The following is an 18,246-nucleotide window of genomic DNA, read 5'->3' on the forward strand; positions in this document are numbered from 1 at the left end:
ATGTCCTCCGCGTGGTTGAATCCATCCGGAGCCTGTCAGGCCAGGCCCATGGAGCCAAAGGGCTCATCACCTCGGGAGCGTCGCCCAAGCGACATTCGTCGGTTCGATACTCCGCCTCTTCGCCGAAGGCTCAGCGGTGGGCGAGGACCGGCTGGGGCAGCCGGGGCTCGGTCGAAGGCCGTGGTCATCGCCTTGCAACGCCCTGCCTCCTCGCCGAGCATCCGCCCGTGTCTTCACGCCCCTCCAGGTCATCACGCCGCACGCACTGCTCGTGGACAGGTCCGTGGTGAGCGCCCACGTCCCGTCTGGTCACGTCCTGGCGGACCGCTTCGTGCGGACTCGAGTCCAGGAGGTCGCGGTCATCCTCGGCGCCGCGCTCTGCACTGCGTTGTTCGCGCAGGTCGCCATCTCGGTGCCGGGTTCACCGGTGCCCGTCACGGGACAGACGCTCGCCGTCGTCCTCACCGCCGCCGCGCTCGGGCCTCGACGCGGGCTGCTGGGACAGCTCGCCTATCTGCTGCTGGGGGCGGTGGGCCTGCCCTTCTTCGCCAAGGCGTCGAGCGGCTGGGGTGCCCTGCTCGGACCAACGGGCGGCTATCTGGTGGGCTTCCTCCCCACGGCCTTCCTCGTGGGACTCGCGGCCCGGCGTGGTTACGACCGGCGACTGTGGACGGCGGTGCCCCTGTTCCTCGCGGGACAGCTGCTCGTCCTGATCATCGGGATGTGCTGGCTGAGCGTGGCGAAGTCGCTCGACCTCGCCACGGCCTTCAAGAAGGGCTTCGTGCCCTTCCTCCCCGGCGGGCTGCTCAAGGCGCTCATCGCCGGGCTGCTCACGCACTTCGCCTGGCGGTTCGCCCGCGCTCGCGAAGTCTGACATCCTTCACACCACGACGAAGTCCACGTTCTTGAAGCCCCGGGTACGCGCGCAGACCTCGTAGCCCTCGTGCGCGCCTTCGTCGTTGGTGTTCGCCTCGATGGTCTGGAAGGTCTCCTCATCCACCTCGGTGACGATGCCCGAGTGGGACCAGTCTCCCGGCGTGCGCCTTCGCAGGAACAGACTCCCGGGCCGGATTCGCGCGCGGTCCGGCGGAGCGCTCAGGCTTGACACGAAGCGCTCGCGCGCCCTGCCCTGCGCCGCCAGCAGGTCACTGGAGAACGTGCGCTCCAGCGGCATCGGCGTCCCCAGCGTCCTCGCGGCCTGGTTCAGACAGAAGGTCGCGAACCCCGCGGACCAGCAGAAGGACGCACCCTCGTTCCCATCCAGGTACAGCCGCACCCACGGCCCCCGGTTGCGTCCGCCCACCTCGCGCGGCAGCTGCCGCAGGTGCTGCGCCGCGTACGCCACCGTCAGCGCCCCCAACGTGCGCCCCGCCGGCGGAATCGTGGCCAGCGCCGCGCGCAGCGGCCCCGTCAGCCGCTCGAACGTCGCCGCATCCGCGACGCCCGAGACGGGCAGCCCCACCTTCGCCTGGAAGCGCTTGAGCGCGGCCTCCGTCGCCGGACCGAAGTCCCCGTCGATGGCGACCGCGAACCCGCTCAACGTCAGCCATTCCTGGATGCGCCGCACGCCGGAGGACTCCTCACCCCGGCGCAACACCTTGCCCAACTCGACTTCGCTCATGGGACACCCGCGCGCCAGCCCGTGGCCGCGGGGCACATCCTGTCACCCCGCGAAGCCATGACGCCACCAAGCCTCCCGCAACGTCAGCGAGCAGGCGTTTCGGCGGGCAGCTCGTGGTCTTCCAGCGAACGTTCCCGCGCGTCCGGAGTCTCTTCCACCTCACCGGCCTCACCCGCGCCGCCCATGCCTTCCTTGAAGCCCTGCGAGGCCTCCTCGGCGGCCGTCTTCATGTCCTTCGCCGCCTCGCGCGTGCCCTCGCGCACGTCCTTCGCGGCCTTGCCCACCTCACGCCCCATCTGCCGCGAGTTCTCGCGTACCTCCCCGTCCTCGCACCCCGCGAAGGCCACCAGGGACGTCCCCAAGCCCAGCAGCGTGAGCCACTTCCATCGTGTCCGTGCCATCTCGCCTCCCGTGCTCGTCGCGTTCGTTTCTTCCGCCGACCAAGCTAGGCACCCCCACCCCTGACAGCGGGCACTCAGCCGAGCCCCCTCTCCCTCGTCCCAGGGGCAATCCATCACCATGACGCAGTGCGCCCGCGCGCAAGCACATCCATCCCCGGCACGGCTTCTTCCTGGAACTCGACAGAACAGCGGACCTAGGCTCCCGCCATGGACCTCATCGTCGAGAACGGACTCGTGTTCGATGGTCTGGGCAACCCACCCCGCAAGCTCCACGTGGGCATCCAGGCAGGCAAGGCGGCGCGCCTCTCCGAGGGCCCCATCGAGCGCGCTCCAGGCACCCGGGTCATCGACGCCACCGGGCACTGGGTGACGCCCGGCTTCATCGACTTCCACACCCACTACGACGCCGAAGTCGAGCTGGCCCCGTCCCTCTCCGAATCCGTCCGCCACGGCGTCACCACCGTCGTCGTGGGCAGCTGCTCGCTGAGCCTCGCGGTGGGCAAGCCCGAGGACCTGGCGGACATGTTCTGCCGCGTCGAGGCCATCCCCTACGACACCGTCCGCTCGCTGCTCGAGGAGCGCAAGTCCTGGGACACGCTGGGCGGCTACATGGAGCACCTGGACCAGCTCCCGCTGGGTCCCCATGTCGCGTCCTTCCTGGGACACTCCGCGCTGCGCGCCCACGCCATGGGACTGCACCGCAGCCTGGACTCCACGGTGCGCCCCAGCGAGGACGAGCTGCGCCGCATGGAGTCGCTCGTGCGCGACGGCTTGGACCTGGGCTACCTGGGCCTGTCCATCATGACGCTCAAGTGGGACAAGATGGGCGGCTCGCGAGACATCCGCAGCCGCCCCCTGCCCTCCACCTACGCGCGTTGGAGCGAGTACCGTCGGCTCACGAAGCTCTTGCGCGAGCGCGGCCGCGTCTTCCAGGGCGTGCCCAACATCAGCACCAAGGTGAACGTGGTGCTGTTCCTGCTGGAGAGCATGGGCCTGTGGCGCAAGACGCTGAAGACCACGGTCATCTCGATGATGGACCCGCGCGCCAGCCGAGGCATCCACCGCCTCATCGGCGTGCTCTCGCGCGCGGCCAACACGCTGCTGGGCGCCAACTTCCGCTGGCAGGCCCTGCCCGAGATCTTCGACCTGTGGGCGGACGGCATCGACCTGGTCGTCTTCGAGGAGTTCGGCGCGGGCGCCGCGGCGCTGCACCTGCAGGACGCCACTTCCCGCGCGGGCCTGCTCAAGGACCCCGTCTACCGCGCGCAATTCCGAAGCCAGTGGACCAACCGCTTCCTGCCGCGCGCCTTCCACCGCGACTTCAATCAATCGCAGATCCTCGAGTGCCCGGACAAAAGCGTGGTGGGCAAGTCCTTCGCGCAGGTGGCGAAGGAGCAGGACCGCGACGCGGTGGACGTGTTCCTGGACCTCATCGCCACGCACGGGGACGCGCTGCGCTGGTACACGGTGATGGCGAACGACCGGTTGCAGGAGCTGGAGTACATCTGCAAGCACCCGGACATCCTCATCGGCTTCTCGGATGCGGGCGCGCACCTGCGCAACATGGCTCACTACAACTTCCCGCTGCGCCTCTTGCGCCTGGTGCGCGAGGCCGACAAGCGCGGCGAGTCGTTCATGACGGTGGAGCGCGCGGTGCACCGGCTCACGGGTGAGATTGGCGAGTGGCTGGGCATGGACGCGGGCGTGCTCGCCGAGGGCAAGCGCGCGGACCTGGTCATCGTCAATCCCGAGGGCCTGGACGCGAAGCTCGACGCCATCGCGGAGGCGCCCATGGAGAACTTCGGCGGCTTCGTGCGCCTGGTGCGCCGCAACGACGCCGCCGTGAAGAGCGTGCTCATCTCCGGCCGCGAGGCGGTGAGTGACGGCGCGGTGTCCCCGGCGCTCGGCCGTGAGCGGGGCTTCGGCGGCGTGCTGCGCGCCAACGCCTGACTCCTCCTGCCAAATCGCTGCGACAAGCCCGCTCAACAATCAGCTCAGCGTGCTCAACGAAGGGGCAGCTGCGGCCACGTCGAGACCATGCCGCAGGCCTCGGAACTCCCTTCGTTCCAAATCGGCGGCAGCATGCGTCGCGGGGCTGATCGTCTACAGAAACCTCCGCTTCGCCGAGCAGAAAGCCATCGCGGGGACCTGTTCTCGGCGCCCGCCCCGACAGCGGCTCGCCTGACGGCCCGCGTGCCGCGCAACGAACGTGGTGAGCGATTCGCGTCCAAACTGGCCTGTAGAAGTCAGCGTGAGGCTGCGCCCACATCTGTCCGGCAGGATGTACGTCCCACCGCGTGGACGGACTGTTCGCCGGTGACGTGGAAGGCGCCCCTTAGGAGTGCTCGGCCCGTCCATTGCAAACACCTGGACACCGCGACCGCATCTGGCGACGGCTGAGTCCTCTACCGGCAGGAGCCGGGCAGGTTCGGCCAGCGGCCAGGCGCTTCGCGAGACGATGTTCTCGCTAGCCACGAAAGCTCACCATGCCTCGAGCCTCCGACTCCGATACGCGGAAAGGGCGGCGCCTTTCTTGTCGAGTCGTATTCCTCACCATCCCAACAGCGGCGGCGCAGCCGGCCTGGAAGCCGCCCACCTCGGCCGAACCCGTGAAGGGGGGTTGAGGGGAGTCAGCGACCTGCCCCTGCCCCAAGCCTGACCCGTTCGTCCCGCTCAAGAGGTTCCCGAACTCCTTAACTGTTCTACACCTAAGCCACCCCATCCAGGGCGCTGCCTGACATTGCTCATCCACGCCCGAAAAAACCTCCTCATCCCACGTTACGGGACTGTCCACCCTGCGCGAGGGATAGGCCCTGCCCAACGCATCGAAAGACGAACACCATGACTCGACCAGCATTGCTCGGAACGCTCCTTGTCTGTTCATTGGGGGGAGGCTCCGCCCTTGCCTCCAGCACCACCGTGGACCTCGTCTCGCCTGCCCGGTGCACCCTTGCGTCGGGGCGACTCACACGCTGTGTGATTTCCACCCAGACGCTCGTCGGTGACACCTTCGCCACCGCCGTCCCCATGCGCACCGCATTCAATCGCGTGATGACGGGCAACTGCTCCACGCAATACCCGCTTGAGGTGACGCTGACTCCGAAGGACGAGGCCGGCCAGAAGTATGTCTTCATGTCCACGCCGCAGCATGTGGTCCGGGGGCTGGCCCGCCAGCACCTCAGCTCCATCGAGCTGAAGGACTCTTCCACGTGGACGCAGTACGCCGCTTTCAATGAAACCTGCCGCATCTCCCTGGACATCCAGTGGAACCAAGTGGACGTGGACAGCACCGCACAAGCCAATGCGATCCTCCAGCAACTCCAGGACGAGGCGAATGCCAGGAAGGTCGCTCGGGACAACCTCGCCTACCTCGTCGAATACAGCGCCGCCTTCGATTTCATGCAGGAACTGTCCAATCTCTTCTTCACCGCGCTCACCACCGAGTCCATGAATGACCTGCGCGCGCAGGCGAAGGACGCGGCGCCTATCATCTTCAAGACGACCATGGGCTGTGATGACACGCTGAACGACGCGGAGCGGGAGACGCTCGCCAACTTCTACTTCGCCCTGGGAACGCTCGGCGATGCAGGTGACTACACGAACGCGGACGGTACGCCCAAGACGCTGCGGGACTTCCTCGGCGCCGAGGCAAAGCCCATCATCGACAAGCTGGCGGCGCGCTCTGACGCGGGCGCCCAGGCCCAGTATCAGGCCGACTACCAGGTGGCGGCCCAGCAGTACGCCGCAGCCGAGGCGAAGGTGAACCTGGGCCGGACGCAGTTGGCCCCGTGGCTCACACCCTGACGGCAGCCCCCGCGCAATCCCGTTTAATCACCACCCATCCCGAGACGGGCCGGCGCATGCCGGCCCGTGAGGCATCCCATTCTCATGATGTCCAGACACAATCCCATCCGAAGATCCGGCCTTGCTGCCGCCACTGCGCTGCTGCTGGGCGCCTGCAGCCCGGAACAAACCCCATTCGGCGAGCCGACAGCCGGCGTCGAAGCCCTGCCCACCGCCACGCAGCGCCAGCCACTCGGCACGGTGCGACTCTGTGGCAAGCGCCACGAGAACCCCGACAGCTCTATCGTCTGTCAGGCTACCGAGGACGTCGCCAGCATCTACAACAAGGTATTGGTGGAGCAGATCAAGAACAAGTGCACCATCTTCACTCCTACCTCCTGGCAGAGCTGCATGGGGTGGCCCCCCGTGCTCTGGGCCGAAGCCACCACCATCGACAGCCAAGCGGAGTACCGGGCCCAAACCGAGCGCATCATGACGTTCTACCGAACGGCAAGCTCCCCGGACGTCACCATGCGCTCCTACGAGCTGAGCATCCAGAAGATGAAGAACGTCTCCGGGGGTACGTGGCTCGACAACTCCGATGACCTGGAGGCGCTGCGCAAGAGCAACAATCAGATCCTGGACACCGGCCTGTCCGACATCCTGAAGTTGAAGGCAGCCGAGGAGAACCGGGGCGCTGAGGCCGCGGCGGCCGACTCGCGGGAGATGCTCGCCAAGGTCCAACAGACCCTGGACGCACACAAAGCGCGGGTAGACGCGCTCCAGCCCGCCTATTCCGTCCTGGTGCAGCAGTTCGCCGTATACCGGACGAACGAACCGGTCATCCTGGCGCAGCTCCAAGAGCTGGTGCAGCGGGCCTCGGCGGCCACCCTGGTGACACTAGGCGATGTGCAGATGGAGCTGGTGCAGCTCAGCCGCGCGGAGAGCGCCGCCCCCCAGCAGATGCGACTCGACGCCGTCCGGATGTCCCGCCAGTTCGCCCACGAGGACTCCGTCCTGGAAGAGGAGTTGCGCCCCTATGTCGCATTCATGCAGGCGAACACCCTCGCGCGCCCCCAACTCGTCACCACGTCCGTCCGTGTCCTGGAGAGCGTGGTGTCCTATGCGGACTCGCGATATCAGCGCGTGAGCGACATCGTCCAGAAGACCCTCACTGGCATGACGCGCCGCCGGGAGGCGCTGGTAGCCCAGGCGGCTGACGCCGCTACCCGCCGGACGATGACGGACGCGGCGACCCTGGACGCATCGCAGAAGTTCCTGGCCGAGATGAACGCCCGCGTCACCCAAGTCGGCAAGCTGCCCCCGCGCAGCACGAAGCTCCGTCTGCACTACATGGCTGGCAAGCTTCTGGAGCACGAAGGTGTCCTGCAGTTCCAGCCCGTCTGCGCCCGCATCACCTCCACGCCCTGGATGGGTACGGGCTGCAATGCGCTGACGCTGCAGTACTCCAAGTCACGCACCTACGTCACCAGCACCATCCCCAATACCCTCCGGCTCAACATCTCCATGATGAGAAATGCCGGAGTCGATGGCGCGATGCTCACAGAGGTCGAGCAGCACCTCGCCGCCAACAACCTGCGCGCTGCCGTGACGGCCCATGACGTAGCAGTCCGCTCGTCAGAGGCCCTGTGAGCCTTCCCCGTCCGTTCCAAAGCCTCTGGAGAACTCCTTTCATGAAACGCATCTGGACCTTGTGCGCGACCCTCGTCGTGGCCGCGCTTGGTGTCACACCATGGCAGGCCTCGGCGCAAAGCCTGGCACGTCAGTACCGCATCGACTGGCAGGCCGTGTCGTACGTCAGTCAGCAGAGCTGTGCCTCCGCATCCATCGTCAACGAGGGAGACGCCTTCTTCCAGGTCAATGGCATCCCCATCCCGACATACACCGTCGCGGGGGCCTTCGTCCGCCGGCCGAACAGGGACGAGTTCAACCGTTTCCGGGCGGACTTCGGTGGCAGCCTGCTGCGCTGGGGCTCCAACGACTTCTTCTTCAACGTCTACACTCAGGGCGGCAACGACTACTGCACCCTCGCCGAGAACATCGTCAACCTGAACTCGGCCGGCCTGCAGGAGCGGCGCCTCTTCTACATTGTCCGTGATGGCAAGCCCTTCACCGGCGTGGCCAACGTCGCGCTGCAGCTGAGCGAGATCAACCCCACCCTGGCCTCCAGCCTGGCCTCGCTCGAGGTGGAGCTGATCCGCGAGTTGGACCGGCTAAGCCGCCTCAGCGACTCCCTCGACTCGGCACGAGCGCAGGCCGCCCAGCTCACGGCCCTCCAAGATGAGCTCAAGCAGTTGATGAGCCGCTCGCTGGACTCCATCACCGATGCCGAGCTGCGGACACTCATTGAGAAGTACAACACCGTCCCCTCCTCAGTCCGTGAGCGACTGGTCCAGTTCCTCAAGGACCTGAAGACGAGCATCAGCGAGCTGCGCGCGGAGATTGACCGCATCGTCGCGGATTTCCGCGGACAGGTGGACTTGCTGGACCGCTACACCCTGCCTACACAGCCCACCGGCGGCGTGGATCTGGACAATCCGGACACCTACTCACCAGACCTGAACGATGAACAGGTGAGCGAGGTGGAGGCGCCGGACGTCAGCTCTGGAGACCCGTTCGACCCAAACAATGACCCGTACCGGGCATTCGCGGATCAGATCATCGTGGAACTGCACCGGACGGTCAGCAGTGGCGTGGTGGTGGACCGTCAGGGATTCCTGTCCGTGGTGCGCCTGTGGCGCTTCAACCAGGACGTCTTCGAGCGGGGGCTGAAGTCGCGAGTGGGTGTGTCCACGGAGGAGTGGGGCGCCTTCCTCAACGCCCAGCAGTCTGTGCTGGCGGAAATTCAAGTGTACATGGGGGAGGGCGACTGGTTCCGCGACACCCCCGTGCGAGAGACCACCAAGGCCTTCGTCGCAATGCTGGAACAACGCGGTGACACGTCCGCCCAGGCATACGCGCTCAAGAACAACCTCAACCTCTGGCAAGGCACGGCGACAGCGCAGCAGAACCTGGTGCTCGATAGCCTGGAAGCGCTCCACGGCGGCTACCAGGCAATGAACGAAGGCGTCGCGGCGGAAGACCCGACAATTCCCACCACGCTCAACCGCCTGCTGGATGGCGCCGCCACGGCCGCGAAGATTGCGGCCACCGTCGCAATCTCGCTCAGTCCGGCGGGAGACTTCGTGGACCTGTGCGAGGTCGTCACTGGTAAGGAGCTCTGCAATCCGTGGGGTGCCGAGCTCTCGGTGAGTGACCGCATGGCCTCGGGCATGGGTCTGATCATCGGCAGCGGGCAGTTCTGGCGGATCGTCGGGAACACAGTAGGCATCGGCCTGGGCGCGGTCCCCATGGCCAAGATTGGCGGCTTCATCGACAGTTGCTCCGACCTCACCAAGGAGCAGCGGCAGGCCCTGGTCGCAAGGCTGAGCGAGGGAGTCCTCGAGCACCTGGATGGCATCACCGGCCAGCAGATCCTCAAGCTGCTGGACAAGACGATGAAGGACGAAGCCGTGAAGGTGCTTGCGCCGTATCTCAAGGGGCGCGGGCTCCAGGCCGCCTCCGAGCGGACGATGCTCAAGGTGGACGCAGTGTGGGTGGAGTTGGCAAAGACCAAGGGACTTGCCGCCCAGGGACTGCCGTCCGTCTACAAGCGGAGCCGGGCGGAGGTTCAGGAAATGCTGCGGTCCAGCGGTTTTGGATCTCCCGTTCGCGACATGAACGATAAGATTGTCGGGTGGAGCAACTTACCAGTGCTCGATCGCGGGCAGGAGATCTGGATGCACCCGGACCACTCCCTTATCCGCATCGACATGGTAGGCACTCCCAAGAATCCGTACCCGCAGGTCAAGAAGGAGATCGTCGAGAGCCAGGGGACCTACGGCAACAGCGACACGGTGGTGAAGATCGCGGACGACGGCATGCTGTCTCCGCTGGGCCCGAGCGAGGCCAAGAACTATATGGCGCAGTGGTTCAGCAAGCAGACGGGCATTCACGTCCTCCAAGTCAAGGAGATGGGAGCAGAGCTTGAGGCCCTGCTCAAGCCCTGGAGCTACGCTGTGCATATTGAGATCATCCCGTAGTTTCTGCTGTGCCTCTTGATGGACCCGGGCCAGCTTTCAGCTGGCCCGGGCTTTGCGACCATGTCTCCTCGAATTGTGACCTCCCAGAACGCGAAGCAACTTATTCGGCTGCGACAACTGGGAGAGCGGACCCTCCATCCGACCTATCGGGGGCAGTTACTGGCCTTCGACGCCAGGTCACGCCTGCTCGTCTCCATGGAGCAGGGCGGCAAGGGGCGACTCCGCTGGTGGGACCTCCAGGACGAATCTCCACGTCCTCGATCCGTCCAGTACCTTCCGGGCGGGCTCGCGGCGGTGGTCCTGCCGGATGCTCAGACAGTCATGTCGGTCACTATCGGAGGGCAACTCCAGGCATGGTCTGCGGCCAACGGCGGGGCGCTGCGCTCTGCCCCTCTTGGACTGACCACCCAGGGGATCGACCTGTCGCGCCAGGGAGACCTCCTGCTGGTAGCAGGGGTAATTGGAGATCTCCGCCTCTGGGATGTTGCCCACTGGCGGCCCCTCCGGGACCTAGAACCTGTCTCCACGCTGCTCTACGGCTGCGCCCTTTCGCCCGATGCGACGCTGGCGGCCGCAGGTGCGGCGGATGACCGGGGCGAGAACGGCACCCAGGGCTCGATTCGCCTCTGGGACGTGGGAACCGGGGCCTCTCGCGGGGCCATCTCCGTGCAGGCTTCCTATGTCTGGGCAGTGGCCTTTGCTCCGACGGGCAACCTGCTCGCCGCAGGGACGTCGACGGGAGAGATCGTCCTGGTCGACGTGATGAGTATGAAGGTTGTAGGAACCTGCAAGGGCCCGCCCGCTGGAGCCTGGCGCGTGAGCTTCAATTTCGACGGCTCTCTGCTCGCCGTCGGTGCTGATACGGGCGCCTTCGTCGTGCTAAGGACAGACGGGGGCATGCGCCTCTACGCCCATTCGGACGAGGACGATTCACAGGCAAGCGCCGCAGTCTTCTCCCCGGACGGGCGGTTTATCGCCTGGGGCGAGGGCTCGGCGCAGGTGGGGCTGTGGGGTGTTAAAGCGTAATTCTACACTACCGTCCCGCACTCACAAGTGAAGCCGGGGCAGGCGCTCCGCCAGTGGCGTCGCAGGGGGCTCTGGCGCATGGGTATGCCTATGCGATTGCGTCGCGATGCGTGACTGCTGCCTCATGAAATGTCATTTAATTGCTTCATCATCGTTGTGAACTATTCGGCACGGCACGCACAAAAGAGTTCTGCCCCAGGGTGCCTGGAGTATTGACATCTCCTTTGTGGCGAAGGATTCATCATGCTTGATCTATGGAAAGGAACTGGGACGTGAGACAGGTCGTATCGCTGCTGTGTGTATTGTCGCTGTTGGGTTGTGGTGAGGGACCGCAGTCGGCCGACGGGACGGCTGAGCCTGTCTCAGTCGTGGAGCAGGCCGCAAACGTGCCGGGCACCCACGGGTACGAAATCGAGCTGCCCATCTGGAACCTCGCGTTCGTGCCGTCCAACTGGGAGACTTATTCGCCCCCGGACGTTGGCTGGCTTATTCGGTCAAGGAGTGGGCCGAGTCCCGCCACGATGAACTGGGGAGGCGGCAACGCGCTATACAACATCCTGGAGTCTCACGTTCCCTATCTCGACTCGGTGCTTGCGCAAGGCACAAGCTATCAGGTCCTGGGCCACGTCACTGGCTTCTTCGCGAACATCCAGAATGGGAAGGTGCGCGGCTCGGTGCAGTTCGAGATAGGCCCTGGAGACCTGCGGCCTGCGGTCCAGGACGAGGTCGTGCTCGCACTGCAGACCTTCAACGGCACGGCGTGGACTGACGCCGCGGTCCGAAACCTGCCGCTGGCCGTCTTCTTCTACGGTGAGGTGGAGGCGATGCTGCCGCCAAACATTGAGGTGAGGTTCGAAATCCGGATGCGGCAGCGGCCCGAATGGCGGCGGTATGTGGCGTTCACCGCCGTCCGCATGTTCGGGGCGCAGTGCTACCCGGACTTTGCCAACGCGGGTAGTTGTCTGTAGGCCGGGAGTACGGGGTGTTTGCACGGGCTCAGGCTGGATTCATGAGCCCGGCCTGGGGGCAGGAGCATGAGACCAGGAGCGGGGCTTCGGCGGCGTGCTGCGCGCCAACGCCTGACGGCGGAAAATGCCGCGGGAATATCCGCGCGAAGGTCCGTTCCAGCCAGCGACACCGGGATTGAACCCCCGGCGAAGCACTCGACTGGAAAGGCACTGAATCATGACGCGTGGAACGAACCTGCTGTGGACCCTGCCGCTCACCCTGCTCGCCGTGGCCTGCGGCGAGGGCATGGAGGTGGCGCAGACGCCGGAGAACACCCCGGTGGCGGAGGAGCTGGGCGAGGCGAAGCAGGGCCTCGTCGTCACCGGGCGCTGGGGCTGGGGCACGCCGGGCAACAGCGGCCCGGACCTGGACCTGGGCCCCTCCAACACCCAGACGTGCTTCCTCACGGGCGTACGCGGAAACCTCAAGGGCCAGTCCGCCTATCCCTACAACCCCATCTCCAGCGTCGGCGTCTACGAGGAGGGCGGCCGCTGGAAGCTCAAGACGCGCGACGGCATCGGCACGGGCGTGGTGGGCGAGGCGACCTGTATCGCCAACACCGCCAACCGCGTGTCCATGAGCTGGTCGGAGTGCACGTCCTTCAGCTGTGCCTTCCCCTACGTGCCGGTGAACACGAACCGCCGCTGCTTCATCACCAGCATCTGGTCGCGCGCCGGCATGACGTTCCACTACCAGGGTGACTCCAAGCCGGGTCTGCTCGTCAGCAAGCAGACCATCTTCCCGCCCAACGGCGGCGCGTCCTACGACGCGTGGGTGCTCAAGGGCTGGTCGTCCGACGACGCGAGCGAGCCGGCCAACATGGGCGGCACCGCGCACTGCGTGGACTTCCCCGGCGGCGGCGTGGCGGATGGCTCGTGGGAGGGCAACGCCACCGTGCAGATGTGCAACGGCGCCTCCACCGTGGGCCTGCTGCGCGGCGTCTTCGGTGACTTCACCGGCGGCTACGAGGACGGCGTGACGCTCACCAAGAACGACGCCACCGGCTGGACGGACCTCAAGGTCACCAACGGCAAGACGGGCTACGTCAGCTGCGTCTGGTGAGCGGCGACCAACGCCACCACCTCCTCCGCGCAACCCCACGAAAGCGTGACGCCCGCGCCTCCGTGTCCGTAGTCATGCACCACCCAGCGCCCCGCGATGACCTCCGCCTCCAGCCTCACGGTGGGTCGTCCGGGGCGCAGCCCCACCTTGTGCTCCACCACGTCGAACACCGCGCCCGGCGGCAACAGCGGCGCGTTGCGAGCCAGGATGCCGCGCGCCGCGGCCGGGTCCGGAGTGAGTGAGCCGTTCCCCTCCTCCACCGTGCCGCCGAGGATGCAGTCGGCCGAGCGCGGAATCACGTAGGCGATGCCGTCCTCGTGCTCGTCGTCGAAGAGGAAGCGGTCCGTGGGCGGCGGCGACACGCGCAGCACCTCGCCCCGCACCGGATAGAGCGTCGAGTCCCCCACCACCTCGCGCGCTCCCAGCCCCGTGCAGTTGACCACCAGCGACGCGCGCGCCCAGGCCTCGTCGAGCGAGCGCACCTCGCGCTGGACAATCCTTCCGCCCAGCGCGCGCAGCCGTGACATCAGGAACGGCAGGTAGCGCGGCATCTCGATGACCGGCGCGGTGAAGTGATAACCCTCCAACAATCCTGGCGGCAGCTCCTCCGGCCTCGCGCGGCGGAAGTCGGGCACGCTGTCGCGCCACCACGGGTCCTCCACATGGCGACGGAACAGCTCGACGCCGGAGACTTGCAGGATGCCCGCCTCGGGGTGCTCGTGCGCGAGCGAGGCCAGCACGGTGTATGTCCTCCTGGCCCAGGCGTTGACGCGCTCCTGCGGCCAGGCGCGGTAGGGATACCAGACGGCCGCCGCGACATCCGACGTCGTGTGCGGTGACACCTCCCGCGCCCACACCTCGACGGTGTGCCCCGCCTCCAGCAAGCGGATGCCGCAGGTCAGACCTGACACACCACCACCCAGGACGACGATGAACATGGGACCGCAGCCTACCGCGCGCGGCACGTCAGGGTTGACCCGCAGCGTCATCCGCGAGGCGGTGTGCGATTCGCGCCTCTATTTTCCACGGTTTGTCGACATCCGCGTCTTTGGCTTAAGACACACGAACGCAGTGCTGGCTTCGCGCCCCGGGACGCGAAGTGACGGGGAGGGTCCAGCGGATGGCCGCCGAGCTGGATGCACCAGGGAAGTCCACTCGAGGGCGACGCGCCCCTCGCCTGCGTGCGTGGCACCTCATCCCGCTGCTCGTGTTCCCGGCCATCCTCATCGCCCGCTCGGGGCCGCTGGCCCACCGCCGCCAGGAATTGCTCTGGCTGACCGACGCACGCACCCGGCCGCTGGAAGCGCGCCTCTCCGTCCCCGCCGCGGATGTGCACCGTCCCTACTCGCGTCCCCGCGAGGAGCGCGCCTCGGTCGCCGTGCCGCTGCGAGAGCTGGCGCGGCTGGAGGAGAAGGCAGACCGCGCCGGCATCGCCGCGTCCTATCTGGTGCATGGCGACCCGCAGCAGGGGCTCGCGCACCTGCAGCACGCGCAGCCGTCCCTGAACCGGGACAATGACCAGGCCGTGGCGCTGCTCCTGCTCGGGCGGCATGACGACGCGCTGGAGCGACTCGACACGCTGCTGGAGGCATCCGGGCGCCATCCCCAGGCCCTGTGGAACCGGGCGCTCGTCCTGCGGGAGATGGGGCTGCACCTGGTGTCGGCCTCGGTCTTCGACGAGGTGGCCGCGCTGGGCGAGGCGGGCTGGAGCAAGGAGGCCCGCGAGCAGGCGGCCGCGCTGCGGCGCTCCGTGACGCAGCGGATGGAGTCCTGGAAGCGCACCCACGCGGCCATGACGCGGCTGAGCACGGACGCACGCGCGCCCGTGCCGCTGGAGGAGGCTCGCCAGCATCCCGGCATCGCGCGCGGGCTGTTCTATGACGCCGTCCGCACCGCCCCTTCCTCCGCGCGGGTGACGGCGCTGCTGCCCCTGGCCGAGCTGCTCGACGGCATCCACGGCGGCACGGCGCTGGCCGAGTACACGCGCGCCACCGCCGCGCGGGACTTCACCCGTCGCGCGCCGCTGGCCGCCGAGTACGCCAGGCTCCTCGAGACGCGTGCTGCCGCCTCCGCGGACCTCCTCACGCGGCTGCGCGCCTCGGGGGAGGCCGATCTGCTGCTCGGCGCGAAGCTGCGTTCCCCCGACGCGCCGAGCCCTCCCGACGAATGGGAGTCGCTGGCCCGGAAGTGGAATGACCCCTGGGTGGAGCTGCTCGTCCAGGACGCGCTCGCGATGCAGGAGGGACTCGCGGGTGAGGCGTGGCAGGCGGACCAGCGGCTCAAGGCCGCGCTCACGCTGTGCCGGGAGAAGCGGCTGCGCCCGCGCTGCGCGGACCTCTTGCGCAAGGTGAGCCACCGGGCCACGTCCGCCAATCGCCTGCTGGAGGCCGACGAGACGGCGCGCGCGAGCTGGCGCGAGGCGCAGTCCATGGGCGAGTGGGAGCTGGAGTCCGCCGCGCTGCGCGCGCTCTCGCAGGCCGCGCGCTTCCAGTTCCGCGTGGCCGCCGCTCGCGCCTACCTCGCCGAGTACCTGGCCCGGGCGCCCGACACCTGTGACGTGAAGAACTACGTCCACCGCAACGTGGCGGCCCTGGAGCTGATGCGGCTGCGGCCCCAGGAGGCGCGCCGAGCCCTGGTGCGCGCGCAGGAGTGTGGACCCACCGTCGGGCTCGTCGGCGCTTGGACGCTCACGGACCTGATGCGGCTGGACCGCAAGCCCCAGGACGAACAGCAGATTCGCGCGGAGCTGGCCCGGGCCCTCGCGGCCCGCGAGACACCCGGGCGAAGGATGCTGGCCCGGCTCGTGGAGGCGCGCTTCGAGCTGCTCCTGAACCGGAGCGTCGGCAACCAGAAGCTCGCCGCCGTCATCCGCGACGCGGAGCCGTACCTCTCCACCGATGCGGACGCGCGCGACGCGGCGGCGGTGGCCTACCAGACGATGGCCGTCACCGCGGGCGAGGCCGGGGCCTTCAAGGAGGTGCCGGACGTAGTGGCCAGGCAGCTCGGCGTGACACGGCCCCAGCAGTGCGCGCTCATCGCCGCGATGGAGGCCGAGCGCACGGTGGCGGTGGCGCTGGGGCCCCGGGGTCAGGTGCTGGGACACCTGGATGCCTCGCGCAAGGAGCCGCTGGGCGAGGACCTGTCGGGGCTCGTGCCGGAGTCGCTCCTGGCCCTGCTGAGGCCCTGTCCCCAGGTGGACGTGCTCGCCGCGCCGCCGCTCGACAGCCGCGCCGGGTTGCTGCCGCCCGAGATGGCGTGGAGCTACCGCGTGGCGACGCGGACCGCCATCGCGCCCGACAGGAAGCCCGCGGCTCCGCTGCACGTGGTGGTGGCCAACGTGGAGACCCCCGCGGGGCTGGGACTCGCGCGCCTGTCCTCGTGGGAGTCGACGCCCGCGCCCGTCGGTCAGTCGATGGAGCTGTCGGGCGCGCAGGCCACGCCCTCGCGCGTGCTGGAGGCCATGGCGCGCGCCACCGACATCGAGTTCCACGCTCACGGCGTGGTGGACCGCAGCCTGTCCGAGGCACCGGTCATCGCGCTGGCCCCCGAGTACGACGGGCGCTACGCGCTCACCTCGGAGGCGCTGCGGCAGGTGAAGCTGGAGGGCTCGCCGGTGGTGCTGCTGGGCGCGTGCAGCGCGGCGCGACTGCCACCCTTGCTGCATCAGACGTCGTCGCTGCCCCAGGCCTTCGTGGGCGCCGGAGCGCGCGCGGTGTTCGCGGCGACGGTGGACATCCCGGACTCCGCGGGGCGCTTCTTCCAGGGCGTGCGAGAGCGCATCCACGGCGGCGCCACGCCGGCAGTGGCCTTGCGCGCGGAGCGGCTGCGCTGGCTGCGCGAGGTCAAGGGCGCGCCCTGGGTGAGCCAGGTCTTGCTGTACGAGTAGCGCCACCCACGGCCTTCGGGGAGGCCGCGGGTGCTGGTGAAGCAGAGCCGTGCCCGGGAGCACGCGCGAGGGGGAGGTGGACATGCACCACGCGGAACCGCTGGCCATCTACAGCCTGCACTTCGACCGAGGTGACGCGGACAGTGGCACGATTCCACTCTGGAATCCCGTCACGGACACCCGCTTGGGCGAGCTGCCGGAGTGGATTCGAAACCATCGCGCCGAGCCCGTCGCGTACGTGCGAGGCGCGCGCCCCTCCGTCCGGGTGTCCCTGCTCGCCAACCACTTCGTCCCCTCCTCCTTCGAGCTGAGCGCCTTCGGCCCCGCCCTCTCCACGCCGGGCAGTCCGGGCACGCGCATCCGCTGGCTCGGTCCCCATCCCGTGAGCCTGGAGCGCACGGCGGGCTGGAGCACGCTCGCGGAGCCGGTGCCCTTCAACCGGCCGCTGCCCAACCACATCGGGACCCACGCGCTGGAGCTCCAATGGGTGGCGGAGTGGACGGACGCGGACGGCAGCCCGCGCACCCTCTTCCTCGGGGACAGCCAGCACGAGCTCTTCACCACGGGCGCGCCGATGCGCCACGGAGAGACGGGGGCGCCCGTCTCGGGGGCCTACGCGCCGCTGGTGCGCTGGTCCTCGCGCTGGTGCGCGGGGCTGGAGTCGCGCAAGGACATCTGCGACGCCGTGCTCCGGGGGCTCCCGGAGACGGGGCTGCGCTACGGCGTGCCGGCGTGGACGGTGCGGCACATGCTGGCGGTCGGCGGTGGCATGTGCGGCGGCTGGTATCAGCTGCTCCAGCAGCTGGCCAACATCCAGGGCGTCAGGCTGGAGGGGCGCACGCTGCACCTGATGCCTCGGGAGGACGCGCGCACGGACGAGGTGCGCTGGGAGGCGATGGTGGCGGTGGCGCCGGGCATCAACCAACCCGAGCCCAGCCGGCTGACGCGGTTGCACGGCCGCTTCCAGGACTGCGCGCACTACCCCTTCGCGCCGGACGAGCCGGTGGAGCTGCTGGGCCGCGTGGAGTCCCGCTATGCCTTCATGGCGGGCTGGGATGACGGCCACTGCCTGAACTTCCTGGAGGACTCCGGCCGGCTCTACCTCTACGACGCCTGCTTCCGCAGCGAGCCGGTGGAGCTGGACATGCCGCTGCCTCCCGCGGACGGCAGGCCCGTCCGACTGGGGAAGGACTCCTCGCTGCGTCGTCGCTACCTGCACCCCACCCTGCCGTTCCTCATGGGAACGCTGCGAGCCCAGGGGCGACTCTGGGAGGTGGACCTGGAGCGCAACGCGTTCGGCATCACCGTCGGGACGGAGCAGGTCCCAGAGATAGACATCATGTGGACACGCTAGGA

General features: G+C 68.0%; 13 protein-coding genes. 10 read left to right on the forward strand and 3 right to left on the reverse strand.

From position 1 onward, the window contains the following. Nucleotides 1-331: 331 nt before the first annotated feature. Entirely contained in the window at nucleotides 332-874 is a 543-nt protein-coding gene (locus VZQ01_RS00160) for a biotin transporter BioY (protein ID WP_426746605.1), read from the forward strand. 6 nt (nucleotides 875-880) lie between these two features. Here VZQ01_RS00160 and VZQ01_RS00165 read toward each other — a convergent pair whose 3' ends face one another. Further along, nucleotides 881-1,621, reverse strand: a complete 741-nt coding sequence (locus VZQ01_RS00165; RefSeq protein ID WP_223751063.1) for a peptidoglycan-binding domain-containing protein — start codon at nucleotides 1,619-1,621, stop codon at nucleotides 881-883. 83 nt (nucleotides 1,622-1,704) lie between these two features. Further along, a complete protein-coding gene (locus VZQ01_RS00170; RefSeq protein WP_408890625.1) occupies nucleotides 1,705-2,022 on the reverse strand; it encodes a hypothetical protein in 318 nt (105 codons plus the stop codon). Nucleotides 2,023-2,229: 207 nt separating this feature from the next. Between VZQ01_RS00170 and VZQ01_RS00175 the strand changes: the two genes are divergently transcribed. The 7 genes from VZQ01_RS00175 to VZQ01_RS00205 all read left to right on the forward strand — a co-directional run bounded on the left by VZQ01_RS00175 (nucleotide 2,230) and on the right by VZQ01_RS00205 (nucleotide 13,004). Beyond that, on the forward strand, nucleotides 2,230-3,972 hold the full coding sequence (locus tag VZQ01_RS00175; RefSeq protein ID WP_426746606.1) for an N-acyl-D-amino-acid deacylase family protein: 1,743 nt from the start codon (nucleotides 2,230-2,232) through the stop codon (nucleotides 3,970-3,972). A gap of 1,026 nt (nucleotides 3,973-4,998) precedes the next feature. Next, the gene (locus VZQ01_RS00180; protein ID WP_426746607.1) at nucleotides 4,999-5,826 is read left to right on the forward strand and encodes a hypothetical protein; all 828 of its coding nucleotides are present in this window, start codon (nucleotides 4,999-5,001) and stop codon (nucleotides 5,824-5,826) included. A gap of 84 nt (nucleotides 5,827-5,910) precedes the next feature. Then, nucleotides 5,911-7,458: a hypothetical protein gene (locus VZQ01_RS00185; RefSeq protein WP_223751059.1), complete on the forward strand. Its 1,548-nt coding sequence runs from the start codon at nucleotides 5,911-5,913 to the stop codon at nucleotides 7,456-7,458. 41 nt (nucleotides 7,459-7,499) lie between these two features. Further along, nucleotides 7,500-9,908 carry a hypothetical protein gene (locus VZQ01_RS00190; protein ID WP_223751058.1) on the forward strand — a complete coding sequence of 803 codons (2,409 nt, stop codon included), beginning with the start codon at nucleotides 7,500-7,502 and terminating at the stop codon, nucleotides 9,906-9,908. 60 nt (nucleotides 9,909-9,968) lie between these two features. Then, a complete protein-coding gene (locus VZQ01_RS00195; protein ID WP_223751057.1) occupies nucleotides 9,969-10,934 on the forward strand; it encodes a WD40 repeat domain-containing protein in 966 nt (321 codons plus the stop codon). 272 nt (nucleotides 10,935-11,206) lie between these two features. Continuing rightward, nucleotides 11,207-11,902 (forward strand): hypothetical protein, encoded by a 696-nt coding sequence (locus tag VZQ01_RS00200; protein ID WP_223751056.1) that lies wholly within the window; start codon nucleotides 11,207-11,209, stop codon nucleotides 11,900-11,902. Nucleotides 11,903-12,119: 217 nt separating this feature from the next. After that, on the forward strand, nucleotides 12,120-13,004 hold the full coding sequence (locus tag VZQ01_RS00205; RefSeq protein ID WP_141322853.1) for a hypothetical protein: 885 nt from the start codon (nucleotides 12,120-12,122) through the stop codon (nucleotides 13,002-13,004). Here the strand turns inward: VZQ01_RS00205 and VZQ01_RS00210 are convergent. Continuing rightward, nucleotides 12,983-13,942, reverse strand: coding sequence for an FAD-dependent oxidoreductase (locus tag VZQ01_RS00210; protein WP_426746608.1), 960 nt, complete (start codon nucleotides 13,940-13,942; stop codon nucleotides 12,983-12,985). The two genes, VZQ01_RS00205 and VZQ01_RS00210, sit on opposite strands and share 22 nt — an antisense overlap. Nucleotides 13,943-14,124: 182 nt before the next feature. On the opposite strand from VZQ01_RS00210, the gene VZQ01_RS00215 reads away from it, so the two are divergent. After that, the gene (locus tag VZQ01_RS00215) at nucleotides 14,125-16,890 is read left to right on the forward strand and encodes a CHAT domain-containing protein (protein ID WP_426746609.1); all 2,766 of its coding nucleotides are present in this window, start codon (nucleotides 14,125-14,127) and stop codon (nucleotides 16,888-16,890) included. An 82-nt stretch (nucleotides 16,891-16,972) separates the two neighbouring features. Beyond that, nucleotides 16,973-18,244, forward strand: coding sequence for a hypothetical protein (locus VZQ01_RS00220; RefSeq protein ID WP_426746610.1), 1,272 nt, complete (start codon nucleotides 16,973-16,975; stop codon nucleotides 18,242-18,244). The last annotated feature ends 2 nt before the right edge of the window (nucleotides 18,245-18,246 follow it).

This window comes from Myxococcus faecalis (assembly GCF_050039385.1).
GTDB lineage: Bacteria > Myxococcota > Myxococcia > Myxococcales > Myxococcaceae > Myxococcus > Myxococcus fulvus.